This window comes from Asticcacaulis machinosus (assembly GCF_028550435.1).
Lineage (GTDB): Bacteria > Pseudomonadota > Alphaproteobacteria > Caulobacterales > Caulobacteraceae > Asticcacaulis > Asticcacaulis machinosus.
This window is the reverse complement of the sequence record NZ_JAQQKV010000004.1, coordinates 144,271-160,297: the sequence shown is the minus strand read 5'-3', so window position 1 is coordinate 160,297 and position 16,027 is coordinate 144,271. Positions and strand designations below refer to the sequence as shown.

Below are 16,027 nucleotides of genomic sequence, written 5' to 3'. Positions count from 1 at the left end.
ACTCACTGAAAGCGCACATCGGCGTGAACAAAGGTTTCCAGCAGCCACAACACCAGAAATACCGCTGCAAAGGTCGCCAGAGCCTGCTCGAACACGCTGATCAGGCGCGGCACCATGCCTGAATCAATCGTTGCCAGCAGGGTATTGAGTACGAAAAACCCGATCACCGCCGAACCATAGAGGGCCGTAATGACCATCATGTCCTGCCCCACAATATACCCGCGCAACAAAAAGGTCACGCCGTAGACGATCATCAGCGACAGGGTCCAAAACCCCAGCGGCGCGCCCCAGAAATAATCCAGAAACGCGCCCATCAGCGCCAGCACCAGCGGCGCAATATAGGACGGACGGATTAACGGCCACGAAAACGCCAAAGCCAGCGGCAAGACCGGTTCCGGCAAATAAAGCCCGAATATTTTCATCGGCGTCGCCAGAAGGATGGTTCCGGCCAGCACCCACAGCGCCGGCCAGCCGATCCAGTCCAGCGGGCCGATCATGCGCTGAGCCATGCCTTTGCGCACGCCGCGATCAAGCGTCACCTTAAGCGGCGTCTTGATAAACGGCGTTTTCAAAAAGGCACCTCAGTCGCGGGTGTGGCGGCAGCGCTTTGGGTTTGGGCCTGCGCAGGCTGCGTGGCGGATGTCTGCGCCGGGCGTGTCTGTGCAGGACGCGGTTGAGCTGGCCGAGGGGCGGCTGGGCGGGCGGCGGCAGAGGTTGCTGCCCCCGATACAGGCGCCGCCGCACTTGAGGCCACACCGGCTGAGGAGGCCGCCCCCGCCGCTCCTGCGGTCACAGGTTGCGGGATCGCCGGTTGCGGCAGAAGTTCGGTAATCTGCGGCGTCATCAGCACCTGATCGGCTTCCGGAAACTGCGAGAAATCTTCGTACAGCAGAATTTTGACAAAATCGATCGGGGCCCGATTGGCATAGAGCTTAACCCGCCACACCTTATCGACGCCCTGCACCGCTTCGCCGACCGGCAAACCACGCGGGAAGATGCCGCCGTCGCCGGAGGTCAGAATCTGGTCGCCTTTCTTGACGGCATCCTTACCGCGCACGAAATCAAGGCGCGGGAATTCGCCGCCATCGCCGGACATAACGGCGCGCGCATCAGAGCGGGCGATCATGATCGGGGTGCGGCTGACCACATCGGTGATCAGCAGCACGCGGCTGACCTTTGGGCTTACGCCCACCACGCGGCCGACCAGCCCCTGATCGGTGATAACCGGGTTTCCGAAGCGGATTTTGGCGTTCGATCCGGCATCAATCAGACGGTTGTTGTTGAAAGGCCCGCGTGACACGGACACGGACCTGGCGGTGACCATCTCCACCGGTGGCTCGGTGCGCAGGTTCAGGAGTTTTTCGTAGCGTTCGGAAATGTCTTTTTGCTGAAAATACATGTCGCGATACAGCGACAGATCCTGCACCCGCTTTTTCAGGATGCGATTCTCACGCACGGCAAAGAAATAATCGTCAATCCAGTTGGCCCCGTCACCGACCACATGGGCCGGAGTGGCCAAAACATTGCTGGCCGGGCCCGCAGCCGCATCAAAGCCAGAGCGGTTACCGTACGAGCGCCCCGACACCTCTTCGCGCCGGTCGCCCAGAAAACTGAGCGCGCCAAAGATACAGACCGCCGCCACCAAAGCCATAACGCCCCAGTTGACCGGCAGTTTCAGGTGCTCAAAATGCTTATCCCCTTGCGGCACGCGACTGACCCCGGATCAACAGACTTAAACTTATGCAGGCCTTATAGCGCCGATTAGCGACAGAATTTAGGCTCGGTTTTTAAGATAAAGTGGCGTCCAGAATGCCGCGCATCCAGCGCGGATGCTCCAGCACGCGACCGCAACCAATCGCCACGCATGACAGCGGATCTTCGGCCACAGACACCGGCAGGCCCGTCTGGTCGCGAATTTCCACATCCAGACCGCGCAGCAAAGCACCACCACCAGTCAGCATAATGCCTTTATCGGCGATATCGGCGGCCAGTTCCGGCGGGGTAGCCTCAAGTGCTACCTTAACCGCATCGATAATTTGCGCGACCGGCTCAGCCAAAGCTTCTGCCGCCTGACGCTCAGAGATGCGCACTTCGCGCGGCACGCCCTGCATCAGGTCGCGGCCCTTGACATCAATGGCCAGACCTTCGCCGTCGTGCGGGACGCGGGCGGTGCCGATGTCCTTCTTGATGCGCTCGGCCGTCGTTTCACCGATCAGCAGGTTGTGGTTACGGCGCATGAAGTTGGTGATGGCTTCGTCCATCTTATCGCCGCCGACGCGCACCGAGCGCGAATAAACAATACCCGACAGCGACAGAACGGCCACTTCGGTCGTACCCCCGCCGATGTCGACAACCATCGACCCGGTCGGCTCATGGATCGGCAGACCGGCACCAATCGCGGCGGCCATAGGCTCATCCAGCAGACCCACGCGGCGCGCCGATGCGTTCAGGCAGGAATCATTGATGGCGCGGCGCTCAACGGCAGTCGCCCCCGACGGCACACACACGATGACCTTTGGGTTCACAAAGCCTTTGCGGTTATGAACCTTACGGATGAAATACTTGATCATTTCTTCGGCGACTTCGAAGTCGGCGATCACGCCGTCCTTCATGGGACGAATGGCTTCCATGTGGCCCGGTGTCCGGCCCAGCATCTGCTTGGCCTCGATGCCCACGGCGTGAACCACCTTGCGGCCGCCGACATTACGCAGCGCGACCACGGACGGTTCGTTGAGAACTATGCCCCGGCCCTTCATGTATATGAGCGTATTGGCCGTCCCCAAATCCATCGCAATGTCGTTCGAGAACCCGCCGAAGAAGCCTTTTAACATAGAATACAACCGCTTTTTGAAGTCTGATCAGAATTACTTTTTAATCTGCGCCTAAGCCGCCATCTGAGCGATCAGTTGCGGCCAAAGACACCTCATCCGGACGGGGCAGACAGGCTGCAAACCATGCACATAAACCACATGCCCGATGTCAGGGAGACAGTCACTTGCCCTTAACTGGAATCAATTGCAAGCGACAAGTTTAAAAAGATGATTCAAAATAACAAGGCCTGTTTAAAAGCCTTTGTTTTTCAGGACTCTGGTGAAATTAAAACCGAATAATATTGTCGCAATTCCACCACCTGATTACGGCTTTTTTCAGACTGCGATTTAAGAGGCCGGCCCCTTAAGAAACTGGCCCTCGTCCGGCTTCACGCCATTTCTCGATCAGTGTACGCGCAAAAATCATCAACGCCATCCACGCCAGGCCAATGACCGCAATCAGGGCAGCCCCCTTCCAGTCGCCGCCGGAGGTGAGCCGCGAAAACGACGATCCGAACAGGGCGACCAGTGCTGTCTTGGGGATCGACCCCAGCGCGCAGCCTAAGATAAACCCTGAAAAGCGGGCCTTAGACACGCCGAAAGCCATATTGACGATGATGAACGGTGCCGATGGCACATTGCGCACGATGAATGAGGCGGTGAACGAGTTACGCCCGATATATTCCGACAGGCGCTGCATACGCTTGCCTTCGATCTTCGCCAGCGTGTCGGCCCCGATGAACCGTCCGGCGTAAAAGGTGACCGCAGCAGATACTATGGTCGCCACCCACGAATAGACAAAGCCCATCCACGGCCCGAACGCCACCACGCAGGCGGCGATCAAAACGAACTGGGGGGCTGCGATAAAAGCTGAAATCGTAAAGACCGCGATGACGATAAATATGGCCCACGGCGACTTGGAATAGTGGGCCATCCACGCTTCGAGTTCATGAGTCAGGTCATGGCCGATATCGGTCTTACCGATCATGAACACCACGCCGACGCAAGCAAACAGAGCCAGCGTCACCCACACGGCGCGCATGACCTTTGAGTCCATATTGGTCAGGAACGACCACACATTGTCCCAAAGGGCTTTCAGGCTTTGCACCATGTTTTCACTTATCCGCAACCCGTCGCAATGGTAACTACCGCGCGTAACGGTGACTTTTGGGGCACTTAAACCCGAAAATGACAGCTATCAACTGATTTCGGCTACGCAAAGGCGCAATAGATGATAAAGCCGCCGCAACGTCATCAACTATGACTTCAGGGATACACCTGTCCCGTCTTATTCACATTACCAGGCACGAAATCATCCGCAAATGAACTTTGACGAGTGGACAAACGACACGGGGCGCGTAAAGAGAATTTTGAGTTTTACCAGCGGCAATGCTAATCCGCTGACCCGTAGTTTTGCAACCGACACACCCATACCTTCCGCAGGAACGCTCATGGCCCCCTTTTCCGAATCCGAAACCCTGAAACGCGTCAAGCCGTCACCCACGCTGGCCGTCACCGCCAAGGCCCGCGCACTTGCCCGCGAAGGCAAAAAGGTCATTTCCCTTGGGGCCGGTGAGCCTGATTTTGATACGCCGGAAAATATCTGCGAAGCCGCCATCAAGGCCATCAAGCGCGGTGAAACCCGCTATACTGACGTGGACGGTATCCCTGAGCTGAAAGCCGCCATCGTCGCCAAGTTCAAGCGTGAAAACGGTCTCGATTACGCCACGACACAGGTATCGGTGTCTCCGGGCGGCAAGCCGGTCATCTATAACGCCATGATGGCCTCGGTAAATGTCGGCGATGAAGTGATCATCCCCGCTCCGTACTGGGTGTCCTATCCGGATATGGTGCTGCTGGCCGGCGGCACGCCGGTGTTCGCGGTCGGTGAAATGGCTGACGGCTTCAAGCTGAAGCCGGAAACCTTAGAGGCCGCCATCACGCCCAAGACCAAGTGGCTGATCCTCAACTCCCCGTCCAATCCATCGGGCGCGGCCTATACCGAGGCCGAACTGAAAGCTCTGGGTGAAGTGCTGAAAAAGCATCCGCACGTATGGATTCTGACCGACGACATGTATGAGCACCTGATCTTTGACGGTTTCAAATACACCACCATCGCTCAGGTCGTGCCGGAACTTTATGACCGCACCCTGACCATGAACGGTGTCTCGAAGGCCTATTCGATGACCGGCTGGCGCATCGGCTATTGCGCGGGCCCTGAGCCGCTGATCAAGGCGATGTCGAAGATCATCTCGCAGTCGACCTCCAACCCGTGCTCGATCGCCCAGTGGGCCGCCGTTGAGGCGCTCAACGGGCCGCAGGACTTTATCCCGGAACGCGCCGCTGTCTTCCAAAAGCGCCGCGATCTGGTGGTTGCCGGTCTCAATGCCTGCGCCGGCATCGAATGCCCGACCCCAGAGGGCGCGTTCTACGTCTATCCGTCGATTGCCGGTGTGATCGGCAAGACCGCGCCTTCGGGCAAGGTCATCATGACCGATGAGGATTTTGCCTCGGAACTGCTGCAAACCGAAACAGTTGCCGTCGTTCATGGCGCGGCGTTCGGCCTGTCGCCGTTCTTCCGCATTTCCTATGCGACGTCCGAAGCCGTGCTGACCGAAGCTTGTGAGCGCATTCAGCGCTTCTGCGCCAGCCTGAAGTAAGACAAGATGCCCCCCTCCGCCCCTTCGGGGCACCTCCCCCGTAAACAGGGGAGGAGAAGACATATGATCACCGTTTCTCCTCCCCTGTTTACGGGGGAGGTGGCCGGAAAGTATAAAGGGGGGCGTAAGTCCGCGCCGGAGGGGGCAAGCTTCGCCCTTAACACATGATTAAGTTCTGGATCATTCCGCCCCTGATCCTGATCGCGGCCTTTGCGGTATCCGCGCTGGCGTCTGCCGCCCTCACCCAACTGGCTATACGCGGCGGGCCGGTTGATAAGCCCCGTGCCCGCGGCTCCCACAACACGCCCACCGCAACCTCCGGCGGCATGGCCATCATGGCCGCGACCGCGCTGGGCATTGCCATATTCAGCCTTTTGTTCCACCCTCAGTTCCCGCGCGACGGCGGGCATGGCTTTGCCCTGCTGATCTATGCCGTCCTCTTGGGCCTGTCGGGCGCACTGGATGACATGTTTGCGCTCAATGCCAAGTTCAAGCTGTTGTTCCAGATCGCCCTGGCGTTAGGGTTTGCCAGCACCTACCCCATTGTTCACATCGATTTCGGGTTCGGGGCCGCCATCAGCCTGTGGCCGTGGCTGGGGATGCTGGGCACGGCGTTCTGGCTGGTGCTTGGGCTAAACACCATCAACTTTATGGACGGCTCAAACGGGCTGGCGATCGGGTCGCAATCGATCGCGCTGGGGCTGATGATCATTATGATCATCGTTCTGGGGCCGCTCAGTGAGCGCACCTATTATGCCGCAGGCTTGCTGCTGATCTGCGTGTGCGCCCTTGGGGCCCATCTGGGCTTTTTACCGTTCAATCTGCCGATGGGTAAGGTGTTTCAGGGCGATGCCGGATCGCTGTTCGGCGGTGCGTTGATTACCGGCGGGGTTCTGCTGATGATCCATGCCGGGGTGACTTCGCTGTGGCTGGGGGGATATGTGCTGGCGCCTTTGCTGGTCGATGTGCTGCTGACTCTGGCCCTGCGTGCCAAAAGCGGTGCCCGGCTATTCGAGGCCCATAAGGATCACCTGTACCAACAATGGCTGATCCACAAAGACCCGTCGCACCTGAATATGGCCCTGCGGGTATGGGGCTTAAGCGCCTTCTCAGGCGCGGTCGGCCTGACCATGCGCTACATCCACATAGAGACCGGTGTGAACCTGCGATTTGTGGCGTTGGTGGCCCTGTTCTGGCTGTTTGCAGTCGGCTGGCTGTGGTTGCGCTATAAGATCAGTGCCGGTAGCGCGGCGAAAACCGCCTGAGCAGCCAAAGCCGCGCCTTCATCTCAAACTGGCCGTAACTGATAATTGACACACCAATCAACACGGCAAAAAACGCCATAAAAAATGCGGGCGATGCGATCACCGCCGCCTTGGTGGCAGGGGTCAGCCCGTTCAAGCCAATCATGATCAGAAGCTGCAACGGGAAATGGATCAGATAGGTCGAATAGCTGATGTCCCCCAGCCAGACAAAGGGCTTGAGATGCTTCGTCGCCATCTCACCCCGCCACAGCCCCAGAACGATGAGCGTAAGCGGCACCAGAACCAGCACGAACACATCCTTTGAGAAGACAGCGCTCACCCAGCCCGTCACCGGCCCTGTGATCCCTTCGTGTCCAAACAGGTAGCTGATGACCCAGCCAGACAGGGCCAGCCCAAGACCAGGGCCGCGAATCTGTACCTCCATCCCTTTAGCCGTCAGGGCCTGCACACACGCATAGGCCACGCCGCCCAGAAAGAAGCATGGCAGGGCGCGGCCAACCATACTGTCCGGGGAAATCAGATGTATTATGATCCCGATCAGCGTCATCCCCCCTAAGGCCAGACGACCACCTTTCCACAGGCAGAACATGAAAAAAACGCCGTACATCCACAGTTCGACGGATATCGACCACGTGGGCCCGTTGAAACTTTGAACGGCCCCCGGCACCCATTGATGTATCAGAAACAGGTTCAGGACAAAATTCAGAAGTGTGTTGCCCTGATAAACAAAATCATAGCCAAAGAGCGCTTGAAACAACAGCATCAGCCCCACGGTCACACCCAGCGTCACCAAATGAAGCGGATATAGTCGTGCGATCCGTGCCACCGCGAAACTTTTAATCGATACGGCACCGCTGCGAATGGGCTCAGAATAAAGCCAAAAGAACACGTAACCCGAAATCGAAAAAAACAGGTCTACAAACCACAGTCCGTGCTGATAGATGGGCCGCAAAAGGTCAAAGAACGGCACATCGACATAGAGATCGGGCTGAAACTGATCGGTATAATAAAAGTGGACATAGTGGTATGCCACCACCACCAGCGCCGCCACGCCGCGCAATATATCCAGTTCGTAAAACCGGCCATTATCAGGTGCACGGTTCGGACTCAAGCGGCCTACTTCTTACGCGCGACGCTGTAGTCGGCCAGATTTTCCAGCGCCGTCTTCCACGCCGAGGATTTAAAGGCTGATAAGCTCGCCTTTGCCTGCGTCGCATAATCACGCGCCATAGCGATAGAATCTGTCAGGGCACCGGTCTCTTTCATGATTGCCTGCGCGGTTTGCAGATCACCGTCCGCCTGCTGACGCAGGGACACGGCGCGATGCCAGAAATCGGCGTGAGTGTCTTTTGAGCGCTGCACCGCCAGCAACAGCGGCAGGGTCGCCTTGCCCTCGGCAAAGTCGTCCCCGGCGTTTTTGCCCAGATCCGCCGCCGATCCGGTGTAATCCAGCGCATCGTCCTGAATCTGGAACGCCAGCCCCAGATAAAGCCCATAGAGCCGCAAAGCTTCCCGCTGCTCCGGCGTAGCCTTCGCCGACACCGCCCCGCTTTCGGACGCGGCGGCAAACAGGGCCGCCGTCTTGGCCGAAATGATCTCGATATAGGTGTCGATGCTCAGGTTAATGTCGAACGCCTTGGTCAGTTGCCAGACCTCGCCTTCGGCAATGACGGCCGAGGCTTTCGACAGGATACCGAGCGCCTCAAGCGATCCGGTTTCGACCATCAGTTCAAATGCGCGCGAAAACAGGAAATCGCCGACCAGAACCGAAGATGGCGCGCCCCAGATCAGGTGGGCCGCGACCTTACCCCGGCGCAGGTTGGAAGAATCGACCACATCATCATGCAGCAGGGTAGCCGTGTGAATGAACTCGACCGCCGCCGACAGGTTGTGGTGATGAGTGTTAGCCGTATCGCACAGACGCGCCGCCGCCACGCACAGAAGCGGGCGCAGGCGCTTACCGCCAGCGGCGATCAGGTGATCAGCCAGAGCCGGAATAATGGCGACATCGCTTTGCATACGGGCGCGGATCAGGGCGTTGACATCATCCATATCGGCGGCACTGAGGCGCACCAGATCATTGACATCTGCAACAGGTGACTGCGTGTCGGGCCGGGCGCGGATTTTATCGATGTCTGCCGTGTCCAAAACCATACTCCTGATACACTCGAAATATCGCCATACCCCCCCTTTTCGCGGGTGTCCATGCCTTTGTCAGTAGCGTTTGCGTTATATCTTAATAAAGGCGGCGTGAGCATGTCTTAATCGGAGCTATGTCGTTTTGCCGCAATCTGTAGTATGGCCGCGTGATGGAAGACCTGTCCCCTGATTTGCCGTCTGGCGTTGTCGAAACCACCCTGCTGAACGGGCGGGTCGTTTTGCTGCAACCGGCCAAGGGCTATCGCATCGGCATGGACGGCGCTCTGCTGGCCGCCGCGGCCGCCGGTGTACTGGCGGAGGATCGGGTGCGGCCCACGCGCGTGCTGGAACTGGGCTGCGGGGTCGGCGGGGTCATGCTGTCGCTTTACAGGCGCTGCCCGCAGGTGGTGGCAACCGGTATTGAGCGTGAGTCACAAAGCTTTGAATTATTGCAGGAAAACATCAAGCGCAATGATCCGGCGGCGCGTCATACGGCCATCAATGGCGATGTGGGTAAGGGGTTTAAATCGTTCGGGCTGGAACGGTTTGACATGGTGATCTGCAACCCGCCCTATTTTGATGATCCGAACCTGTTGCGCGCGCCCCATGAGCTTAAGCGCCCCGCCTGGATTGCCGATGATGGCCTTGGGGCGTGGACCGAATTTGCCCAGAGCGCGGTTAAGGACGGCGGGGAGATTTTGTTCGTCCATCGCGCCGACCGGCTTTTTGATTTGTTGAGCGGCCTGTCAGGCCGATGTGGGTCGTTCATCACCCGCCCGATCCAGCCCTATGCGGATCAGCCGGCAAAGCGCGTTATCGTCCGCGCCAAACGCCTAGGCAAGGCTCCGCTGAAGCTGCTGCCTCCACTGATCCTGCACGACGAAGGCGACCGCAAACACACCCCCGAAGTCGAGGCTATCCTGCGCGGTGAGGCGATACTGGGGTGGTGAATTTACCCCCTCTGATCTTCAGACCTAAGGTCTGAAGATCAGCTCCCCCTGCAACAGGGGGAGTTCTTATTCTTAAAACCTCCCCTCAGGGAGGGGTTTGACGTCAACAAACGATCCAGTGAATCGTTTGTTAGTCATGGGGAGGCCTGAGCCATCAGGCCGGAAGGTGGGGTTTTGCCACCCCATCCAAGTACCCCTTGGTCTGATCCAGCCCGTTATCTGTCAACGCCGCGCGGCGGGCCAGAAGGTCAGGGCTGCCGGCGTTGTAATCGGCCATCAGGGTGCGGACAAAATCGCCCGACTGCACATCTTTGAGCACCCCCTGCATGGCCGCTTTTGAGGCGTCACCGATGACCCGCGGACCGGTCAGATAGGCGCCATATTCCGCCGTATTCGATATCTTTTCAAACCCGCCCGACATGCCGCGCTCGAACAACAGATCGACGACCAGTTTCAACTCATAGCAGGTTTCAAACCACGCCACCTCAGCCGGGTATCCGGCATCCACCAGCGTCTGAAACGCCGCCTGGACCAGTTCACGCGTGCCCCCGCACAGCACGACCTGCTCCCCGAACAGGTCGCTTTCACATTCGTCCTTAAAGGTGGTTTCCAGTATCCCCTTGCGCCCGCAACCCAAAGCCGCCGCGTAGGACAGGCCGATGGTTTTGGCGCTACCGCTGGCATCTTGATGCACGCCGAACAGGCAAAACACCCCCTGCCCCTCCACGTAAATGTCACGGATGCGCGGCCCGATGCCCTTGGGCGAGACCAGAATGACATCGACGTCCGCGGGCGGCGTCACCAGCCCGAAATTGACCGATAATCCATGCGCGAAAATCAGCGCCTGCCCGGCGCTCAAATTCGGTGCAATCTCATCGCGAAACAGGGATTGATGGGCTTCGTCAGAGGTCAAAACCACAATAACCTCGGCCCAGGCCACGCCGTCCGCCACCGTCACCACCTCAAAGCCGTCGGCTGCAGCCTTGGCGCGGGTGGCACTGTCGGGTTTAAGCGCCACGCGGATATCGGTCACACCGGAATCGCGGGCATTAAGCGCGTGGGTCCGCCCCTGCGAGCCATAGCCGATGATCAGCACCCGCTTATTCTGGATAAGGCTCAGATCGCAGTCGCGGTCATGGTATACGGGTAAAGGCATGGCAAAACTCGCAAAAGAATCGTTCAATCTGACGTCTGTTTAAGCTAGAAACAGTAACCCCTCCACCACTTCGTGGTCCCCCTCCCCATCTGCGATGGGGCGGAGAGTAGCACCGCACGGAACCGTTATGACCGATCACCCCGAATATCAGTATCTCAACCTGCTGCGTGAGATTTTGGAAACCGGCGCGCCGCGCGAAGACCGTACCGGCACGGGCACGCTGGGGCTGTTCGGGCGCCAAATTCGCTTTGACCTGTCGAAGGGCTTTCCGCTGCTGACCACCAAGAAGGTACATTTCAAATCAGTGGCGGTGGAACTGCTGTGGTTCCTGCGCGGCGACACCAATATCAAATATCTGAAAGATAACGGGGTTTCGATCTGGGACGAGTGGGCCGATGACAATGGCGATCTGGGCCCGGTCTATGGCAAGCAGTGGCGCAGTTGGAGCGTCTCTGGGGCCGCCCCCGATGGCCGCGTGATTGACCAGATGGCAAACCTCGTTGAAAACCTTAAGGTCAATCCCTATTCCCGCCGCCATGTGATTTCAGCTTGGAACCCGGCCGAGGTTGAGGACATGGCCCTGCCGCCATGCCATTGCCTGTTTCAGTTTTTTGTGGCCGATGGCAAGCTGTCGTGCCAGCTTTACCAGCGCTCGGCCGATGTGTTTTTGGGCGTGCCGTTCAATATCGCCTCCTATGCGTTGTTGACCCATATGGTCGCGCAGGCCGTCGGGCTTGAGGTCGGTGACTTTGTCCATGCGTTCGGCGATGTGCACCTGTACCTGAACCATGTGGAACAGGCCAAAACCCAGTTGGAACGCGCCCCCTTTGCCTTCCCGACCTTGAAACTGGCTGAAGGCCGCGACCTGTTTGGCTTTGACTATGCCGATATCGCTTTGGAAAATTACCAGTCCCACGGGGCACTCAAAGCGCCGGTGGCGGTTTAGCCCTTTAGAACCTCCCCTGATGCAGGGGAGGGTGGCTGCGAAGCAGACGGGTGGGGTTAACACGGAATTGCCCCTCCCACCGCTGCGCGGTCCCCCCTCCCCGCAAACGGGGCGGGAGAGTATAAATGAAACCCAAACTATCCCTCGTCGTCGCCATGAGCGAAAACCGCGTCATCGGGCGCGACAATGACCTGCCGTGGCGGCTGAAATCCGACCTCAAGCTGTTCAAGGCCATCACCCAGTTCAAGCCGATCATCATGGGCTCAAACACCTGGGACAGCCTGCCGCGTAAACCCTTGCCAGGTAGGCTGAACCTTGTCCTCAGCCGCGATATCTTGTTTGAGGCCGAAGGCGGCGTGATCTGCACATCGCTATTTGAGGCGCTAGATATCGCCCGCGAACATGCCAAAGACGATGGGGCGGATGAGATCTGCATCATCGGCGGCGCTAATGTTTACGCCCAGACTCTTGAGAAAGCCGACCGGCTCTATGTGACCGAAGTCCATGTCTGGCTGGACGGCGACGCGCACTTCCCCGAAATCGACCCCGCCCAATGGAAAGAGGTGTCCTCTCAGTTCCATCAGGCGGGTGAAGGCGATGATTACGATTTCACCACGCGGGTCTATGAGCGGGTTTAGACCAGTTCGCCCAGCAATGACCGGTCGAAGGATTTCAGGCTGGCCGTCTCGCCGGAGCGGATTTTATCCACCCACTCAGGATCGGACAGGATGGCGCGGCCGACGGCGACCAGATCGAAATCACCGCGATCGAGACGTTCCAGCAGCTTATCCAGCGATGCCGGATTAGAGACTTCGCCGCCAAAACCGGCGATAAACTCACCCGACAGGCCGACCGATCCGACCGTAATCGTGGGCTTGCCGGTAATCTTTTTGGCCCAGCCGGCAAAGTTGAGGTCAGAGCCGTCAAACTCAGGCTCCCAGAACCGGCGCTGTGAGGCGTGGATGACATCGGCACCGGCATCAACCAGCGGTGTCAGCCAGGCTTCCATTTCCTCCGGCGTGGCCGCGACCTTGGCGTCATAGGCGTTGGGCTTAAACTGCGACAAGCGGATAATGATCGGGAAGTCTGGCCCAACCGCCGCGCGGGCGGCCTTGATGACCTCAACCGCAAAGCGCGTGCGTTCACCCACCGTCGCCCCGCCCCATTGGTCATCGCGCTTATTGGAACCGGCAAAGAAGAATTCGTCGATCAGGTAGCCGTGCGCGCCGTGCAGTTCAATGGCGTCAAAGCCGATACCTTTTGCGGAGGCCGCCGCGCGTCCAAAGGCGGCAATGGTGTCGGCGATATCGGCCTCCGTCATCGGCTGGCCCACCGGCGTGCCATCGGGCGCGATACCAGACGGGCTATCCATCGGGGTCGGCTTCCAGGCCGGGTCATTGCCGTAAATGGCACCTGTGTGCCAGATTTGCGGCGCGATCAGCCCGCCCTCAGCATGAACACTGTCGACCACCTTGCGCCAGCCATCGAGCGCTGCGCCGTAGAAATTGGGGATACCTTCTTCGTTCTTGGAGGCCGGGCGTTCAATCACGGTACCTTCGGTAATGATCAGGCCGACATTGCCCTTGGCGCGACGGGTATAATAATCGGCCACATTCTGCCCCGGCGTCCCGCCCGGCGAAAACTGACGCGTCATGGGGGCCATGACGATGCGGTTTTTAAGGTCGAGGCCCTTAAAGTTATAAGGCGAAAACAGGGTAGAATGGGTCATGTGCGCGCTCCGCATCAAAAAGTAACTGATGCAGATTTAGTTACGATTTTGCGCTGCACAAGAAGTGATGGCGAATTTAGCGGGGGATCGACGTTCAAGGCCGCTTATCGGTGTCAACCTTCTCCCGGCAGTCGTTAAAGCCCTAAAGTTCGCAAGAGCCCCCCACCGTCACGCCTTCGGCGCGCCACCTCCCCCGGCGTGCCGGGGAGGGGAACCGCACGAAATCGCGTAGCGATGAGATACGGTGGGGGGGGCTCTTTGCGCCTGCCCCCTACTCCAACTGCGTCATCACCGCCTGAGCGATCATCTTAAAGCGCACGGCGACATCGCCGTCGGGCTCCAGCGCCACCAGCGGCTGGGCCTCATCCGAGCCTTTGCGTAAGGCCGGGTCGAGCGGCACATCGCCTAAGAACGGCACGTTGAGGTTTTTCGCCAGAGCCTTCGCCCCATCGCGCCCAAAGACATAGATGGCTTCACCTGAGACCGGATTTTCCAGCCAGGCCATGTTTTCGACGATCCCTAAAATCTTCACCGACGTTTTTTCAAACAGGGTGATCGCGCGGCGGGCATCAATCAACGCCATTTCCTGCGGCGTAGACACCACCACCGCCCCGTCAATCATCGTCTTTTGGGTGAGGGTCAGTTGCACGTCTCCGGTGCCCGGCGGCATATCGACCACCAGCACATCCAGCGGTTCCGCCTCCGTGCCCCACAAAGTCTGGGTCAGTAGTTGATTAAGCGCCTGCGACGCCATTGGCCCGCGCCAGATCATCGCCTGATCGGCATCGACCAGGAACCCGACCGAATTGACTTTGAGGCCAAAGGCTTGCGGCGGGATCATCATCTTTTCCGGCCCAAACGCGGGCGGTGTGGTCACCCCCAGCATCAGCGGTGCCGACGGCCCGTAAATATCGGCGTCCAGCAACCCGACCCGAAACCCCAACCCTTTGAGTGCCAGTGCCAGACTTAAGGCGATGGTGGATTTGCCAACCCCGCCCTTACCCGATCCCACCACGATCACCCGCTTGACATGGGCCGGACGCGATGAGGCCACGGGCGCTTTGGGGCGGTTCTGATCGACGGCCTGCGGCGACAATTTGGCGGCTTTGGGGGCCTGAACGGGGGCTTCGGTTTCGGCGGTGAGCACGACCTGTGCCTTTTTGATGCCGGGCAATCCGGCCAGCATCCGCTCAGCTTCGGCGCGTACAGGGCCATAGAGGTTAACCTGATCGCGCGGGACCTCCAGCATGAATCCGACCCGATCCGGCGACAGCACCAGCCCGCGCACCAACCCTGCGTCCGACAGGCCTGCCCCGGATACCGGATCCTTGATGGCGTTGAGCGCGCTGAGTACCTGTTCGCGGTCGGGCTGGGTCATGACTGTATCCTTATACGTTTGCGAGAGCGATTAAGCTTTGGCAGCTTGTCATGCAACCCACATTGCGGCTATTCACATCAATATGTCCGCATCACCCCCTCACCTGCTGCTTCTGGCGGGACCTACCGCATCCGGCAAGTCGGCTCTGGCGCTGGATTGGGCGGTCAAGACCGGCGGCATCATTCTCAATGCCGATTCCATGCAGCTTTATGAGGATGTCCCGACGCTTACCGCGCGCCCTTCTGCCGATGACGAAGCCATAGCCCGCCATGTACTGTATGGCCATTTAAAGCCTGATCAGATGTGGTCGACCGGTCAGTGGCTGCGGGCGGCCCAGCCGTTCATTGATGCCGCCCTGCGCGGCGATACCGCTTTGTGTGTCGTGGGCGGAACGGGTCTCTATTTCCTGAGCCTGATCCGCGGGCTGGCCGAAATTCCGGACATCGGTGATCCCGCCCGCACGCAAGCCCGTCAGGCCTATATCGACATGGGCGAAGAGGCGTTTCGCGCCCTTTTGCTATCGGTTGACCCGGAAGCCTGCGCGCGCATTATGCCCAATGACCAGCAGCGCCTGTGCCGCGCCTATGAGGTCTGGCTGGAAACCGGACGGCCTTTGAGCGACTGGCAAAAGACCAATGCCCCTCTTTTGCCCGAAGGCTCATACCACCTTGAGGTGTTGCGGCCCGACCGCGAATGGCTGTACGAACGCTGCGATCGCCGGTTTGATCTGATGCTGGATAATGGCGCTTTGGATGAGGTAGAGGCCCTGATGGCCAGCGGCCTCAAACCCGAATGGCCGATTATGCGGGTTTTGGGGCTTTCCGAAATAAGCGCCTGTATTCAGCGAGATATGACGCTGGAGGATGCCCGCGCCCTGGCCCAGCAAAAGACCCGCAACTATGCCAAACGCCAGATGACCTGGTTCAGAAACCAGATGCCTTCGGTTACAGAATTACCGCATTAACCCTTTATCGGACTTGTGCAAGTTAAAACC

The 16,027-nt window shown here is 58.9% G+C and carries 15 protein-coding genes; 6 read left to right on the top strand and 9 right to left on the bottom strand.

Going from position 1 to position 16,027, the window contains the following annotated elements:
• Positions 1–2 precede the first annotated feature (2 nt).
• The 4 genes from PQU98_RS16015 to PQU98_RS16000 all read right to left on the bottom strand — a co-directional run bounded on the left by PQU98_RS16015 (position 3) and on the right by PQU98_RS16000 (position 3,921).
• A complete protein-coding gene (locus tag PQU98_RS16015; RefSeq protein WP_272745970.1) occupies positions 3–572 on the bottom strand; it encodes a hypothetical protein in 570 nt (189 codons plus the stop codon).
• Positions 569–1,708: a rod shape-determining protein MreC gene (mreC, locus tag PQU98_RS16010; protein WP_272745969.1), complete on the bottom strand. Its 1,140-nt coding sequence runs from the start codon at positions 1,706–1,708 to the stop codon at positions 569–571. The genes PQU98_RS16015 and mreC overlap by 4 nt, the downstream gene beginning before the upstream one ends.
• Before the next feature lie 79 nt (positions 1,709–1,787).
• A complete protein-coding gene (locus tag PQU98_RS16005) occupies positions 1,788–2,831 on the bottom strand; it encodes a rod shape-determining protein (protein ID WP_267527260.1) in 1,044 nt (347 codons plus the stop codon).
• A gap of 343 nt (positions 2,832–3,174) precedes the next feature.
• Positions 3,175–3,921 carry a TVP38/TMEM64 family protein gene (locus PQU98_RS16000; RefSeq protein ID WP_272745968.1) on the bottom strand — a complete coding sequence of 249 codons (747 nt, stop codon included), beginning with the start codon at positions 3,919–3,921 and terminating at the stop codon, positions 3,175–3,177.
• 340 nt (positions 3,922–4,261) lie between these two features.
• Between PQU98_RS16000 and PQU98_RS15995 the strand changes: the two genes are divergently transcribed.
• Together PQU98_RS15995 and PQU98_RS15990 are read left to right on the top strand one after the other, a co-directional pair.
• Positions 4,262–5,470 carry a pyridoxal phosphate-dependent aminotransferase gene (locus PQU98_RS15995; protein ID WP_272745967.1) on the top strand — a complete coding sequence of 403 codons (1,209 nt, stop codon included), beginning with the start codon at positions 4,262–4,264 and terminating at the stop codon, positions 5,468–5,470.
• 164 nt (positions 5,471–5,634) lie between these two features.
• Positions 5,635–6,735, top strand: a complete 1,101-nt coding sequence (locus tag PQU98_RS15990; protein WP_272745966.1) for a glycosyltransferase family 4 protein — start codon at positions 5,635–5,637, stop codon at positions 6,733–6,735.
• Here the strand turns inward: PQU98_RS15990 and PQU98_RS15985 are convergent.
• Both PQU98_RS15985 and PQU98_RS15980 read right to left on the bottom strand, forming a co-directional pair.
• Positions 6,704–7,846 (bottom strand): acyltransferase family protein, encoded by a 1,143-nt coding sequence (locus PQU98_RS15985; protein ID WP_272745965.1) that lies wholly within the window; start codon positions 7,844–7,846, stop codon positions 6,704–6,706. The two genes, PQU98_RS15990 and PQU98_RS15985, sit on opposite strands and share 32 nt — an antisense overlap.
• A 5-nt stretch (positions 7,847–7,851) precedes the next feature.
• Positions 7,852–8,883: a polyprenyl synthetase family protein gene (locus PQU98_RS15980; RefSeq protein WP_272745964.1), complete on the bottom strand. Its 1,032-nt coding sequence runs from the start codon at positions 8,881–8,883 to the stop codon at positions 7,852–7,854.
• 161 nt (positions 8,884–9,044) lie between these two features.
• Here PQU98_RS15980 and PQU98_RS15975 point away from each other — a divergent pair, with 161 nt between their 5' ends.
• Complete coding sequence (locus PQU98_RS15975; RefSeq protein WP_272745963.1) at positions 9,045–9,824, top strand: tRNA1(Val) (adenine(37)-N6)-methyltransferase; 780 nt, start codon at positions 9,045–9,047, stop codon at positions 9,822–9,824.
• Between the two features lie 154 nt (positions 9,825–9,978).
• Here PQU98_RS15975 and ilvC read toward each other — a convergent pair whose 3' ends face one another.
• Complete coding sequence (ilvC, locus tag PQU98_RS15970; RefSeq protein WP_272745962.1) at positions 9,979–10,980, bottom strand: ketol-acid reductoisomerase; 1,002 nt, start codon at positions 10,978–10,980, stop codon at positions 9,979–9,981.
• Between the two features lie 94 nt (positions 10,981–11,074).
• Here ilvC and PQU98_RS15965 point away from each other — a divergent pair, with 94 nt between their 5' ends.
• Both PQU98_RS15965 and PQU98_RS15960 read left to right on the top strand, forming a co-directional pair.
• Positions 11,075–11,926: a thymidylate synthase gene (locus PQU98_RS15965; protein WP_272745961.1), complete on the top strand. Its 852-nt coding sequence runs from the start codon at positions 11,075–11,077 to the stop codon at positions 11,924–11,926.
• Positions 11,927–12,051: 125 nt separating this feature from the next.
• The gene (locus PQU98_RS15960) at positions 12,052–12,564 is read left to right on the top strand and encodes a dihydrofolate reductase (RefSeq protein ID WP_272745960.1); all 513 of its coding nucleotides are present in this window, start codon (positions 12,052–12,054) and stop codon (positions 12,562–12,564) included.
• On the opposite strand, the gene PQU98_RS15955 is transcribed toward PQU98_RS15960, so the two are convergent.
• Both PQU98_RS15955 and PQU98_RS15950 read right to left on the bottom strand, forming a co-directional pair.
• On the bottom strand, positions 12,561–13,655 hold the full coding sequence (locus tag PQU98_RS15955; RefSeq protein ID WP_272745959.1) for an NADH:flavin oxidoreductase: 1,095 nt from the start codon (positions 13,653–13,655) through the stop codon (positions 12,561–12,563). The two genes, PQU98_RS15960 and PQU98_RS15955, sit on opposite strands and share 4 nt — an antisense overlap.
• A gap of 271 nt (positions 13,656–13,926) precedes the next feature.
• Positions 13,927–15,033, bottom strand: a complete 1,107-nt coding sequence (locus tag PQU98_RS15950) for an Mrp/NBP35 family ATP-binding protein (protein WP_272745958.1) — start codon at positions 15,031–15,033, stop codon at positions 13,927–13,929.
• An 82-nt stretch (positions 15,034–15,115) separates the two neighbouring features.
• Here PQU98_RS15950 and miaA point away from each other — a divergent pair, with 82 nt between their 5' ends.
• On the top strand, positions 15,116–15,997 hold the full coding sequence (miaA, locus tag PQU98_RS15945) for a tRNA (adenosine(37)-N6)-dimethylallyltransferase MiaA (RefSeq protein ID WP_272745957.1): 882 nt from the start codon (positions 15,116–15,118) through the stop codon (positions 15,995–15,997).
• Positions 15,998–16,027 lie beyond the last annotated feature (30 nt).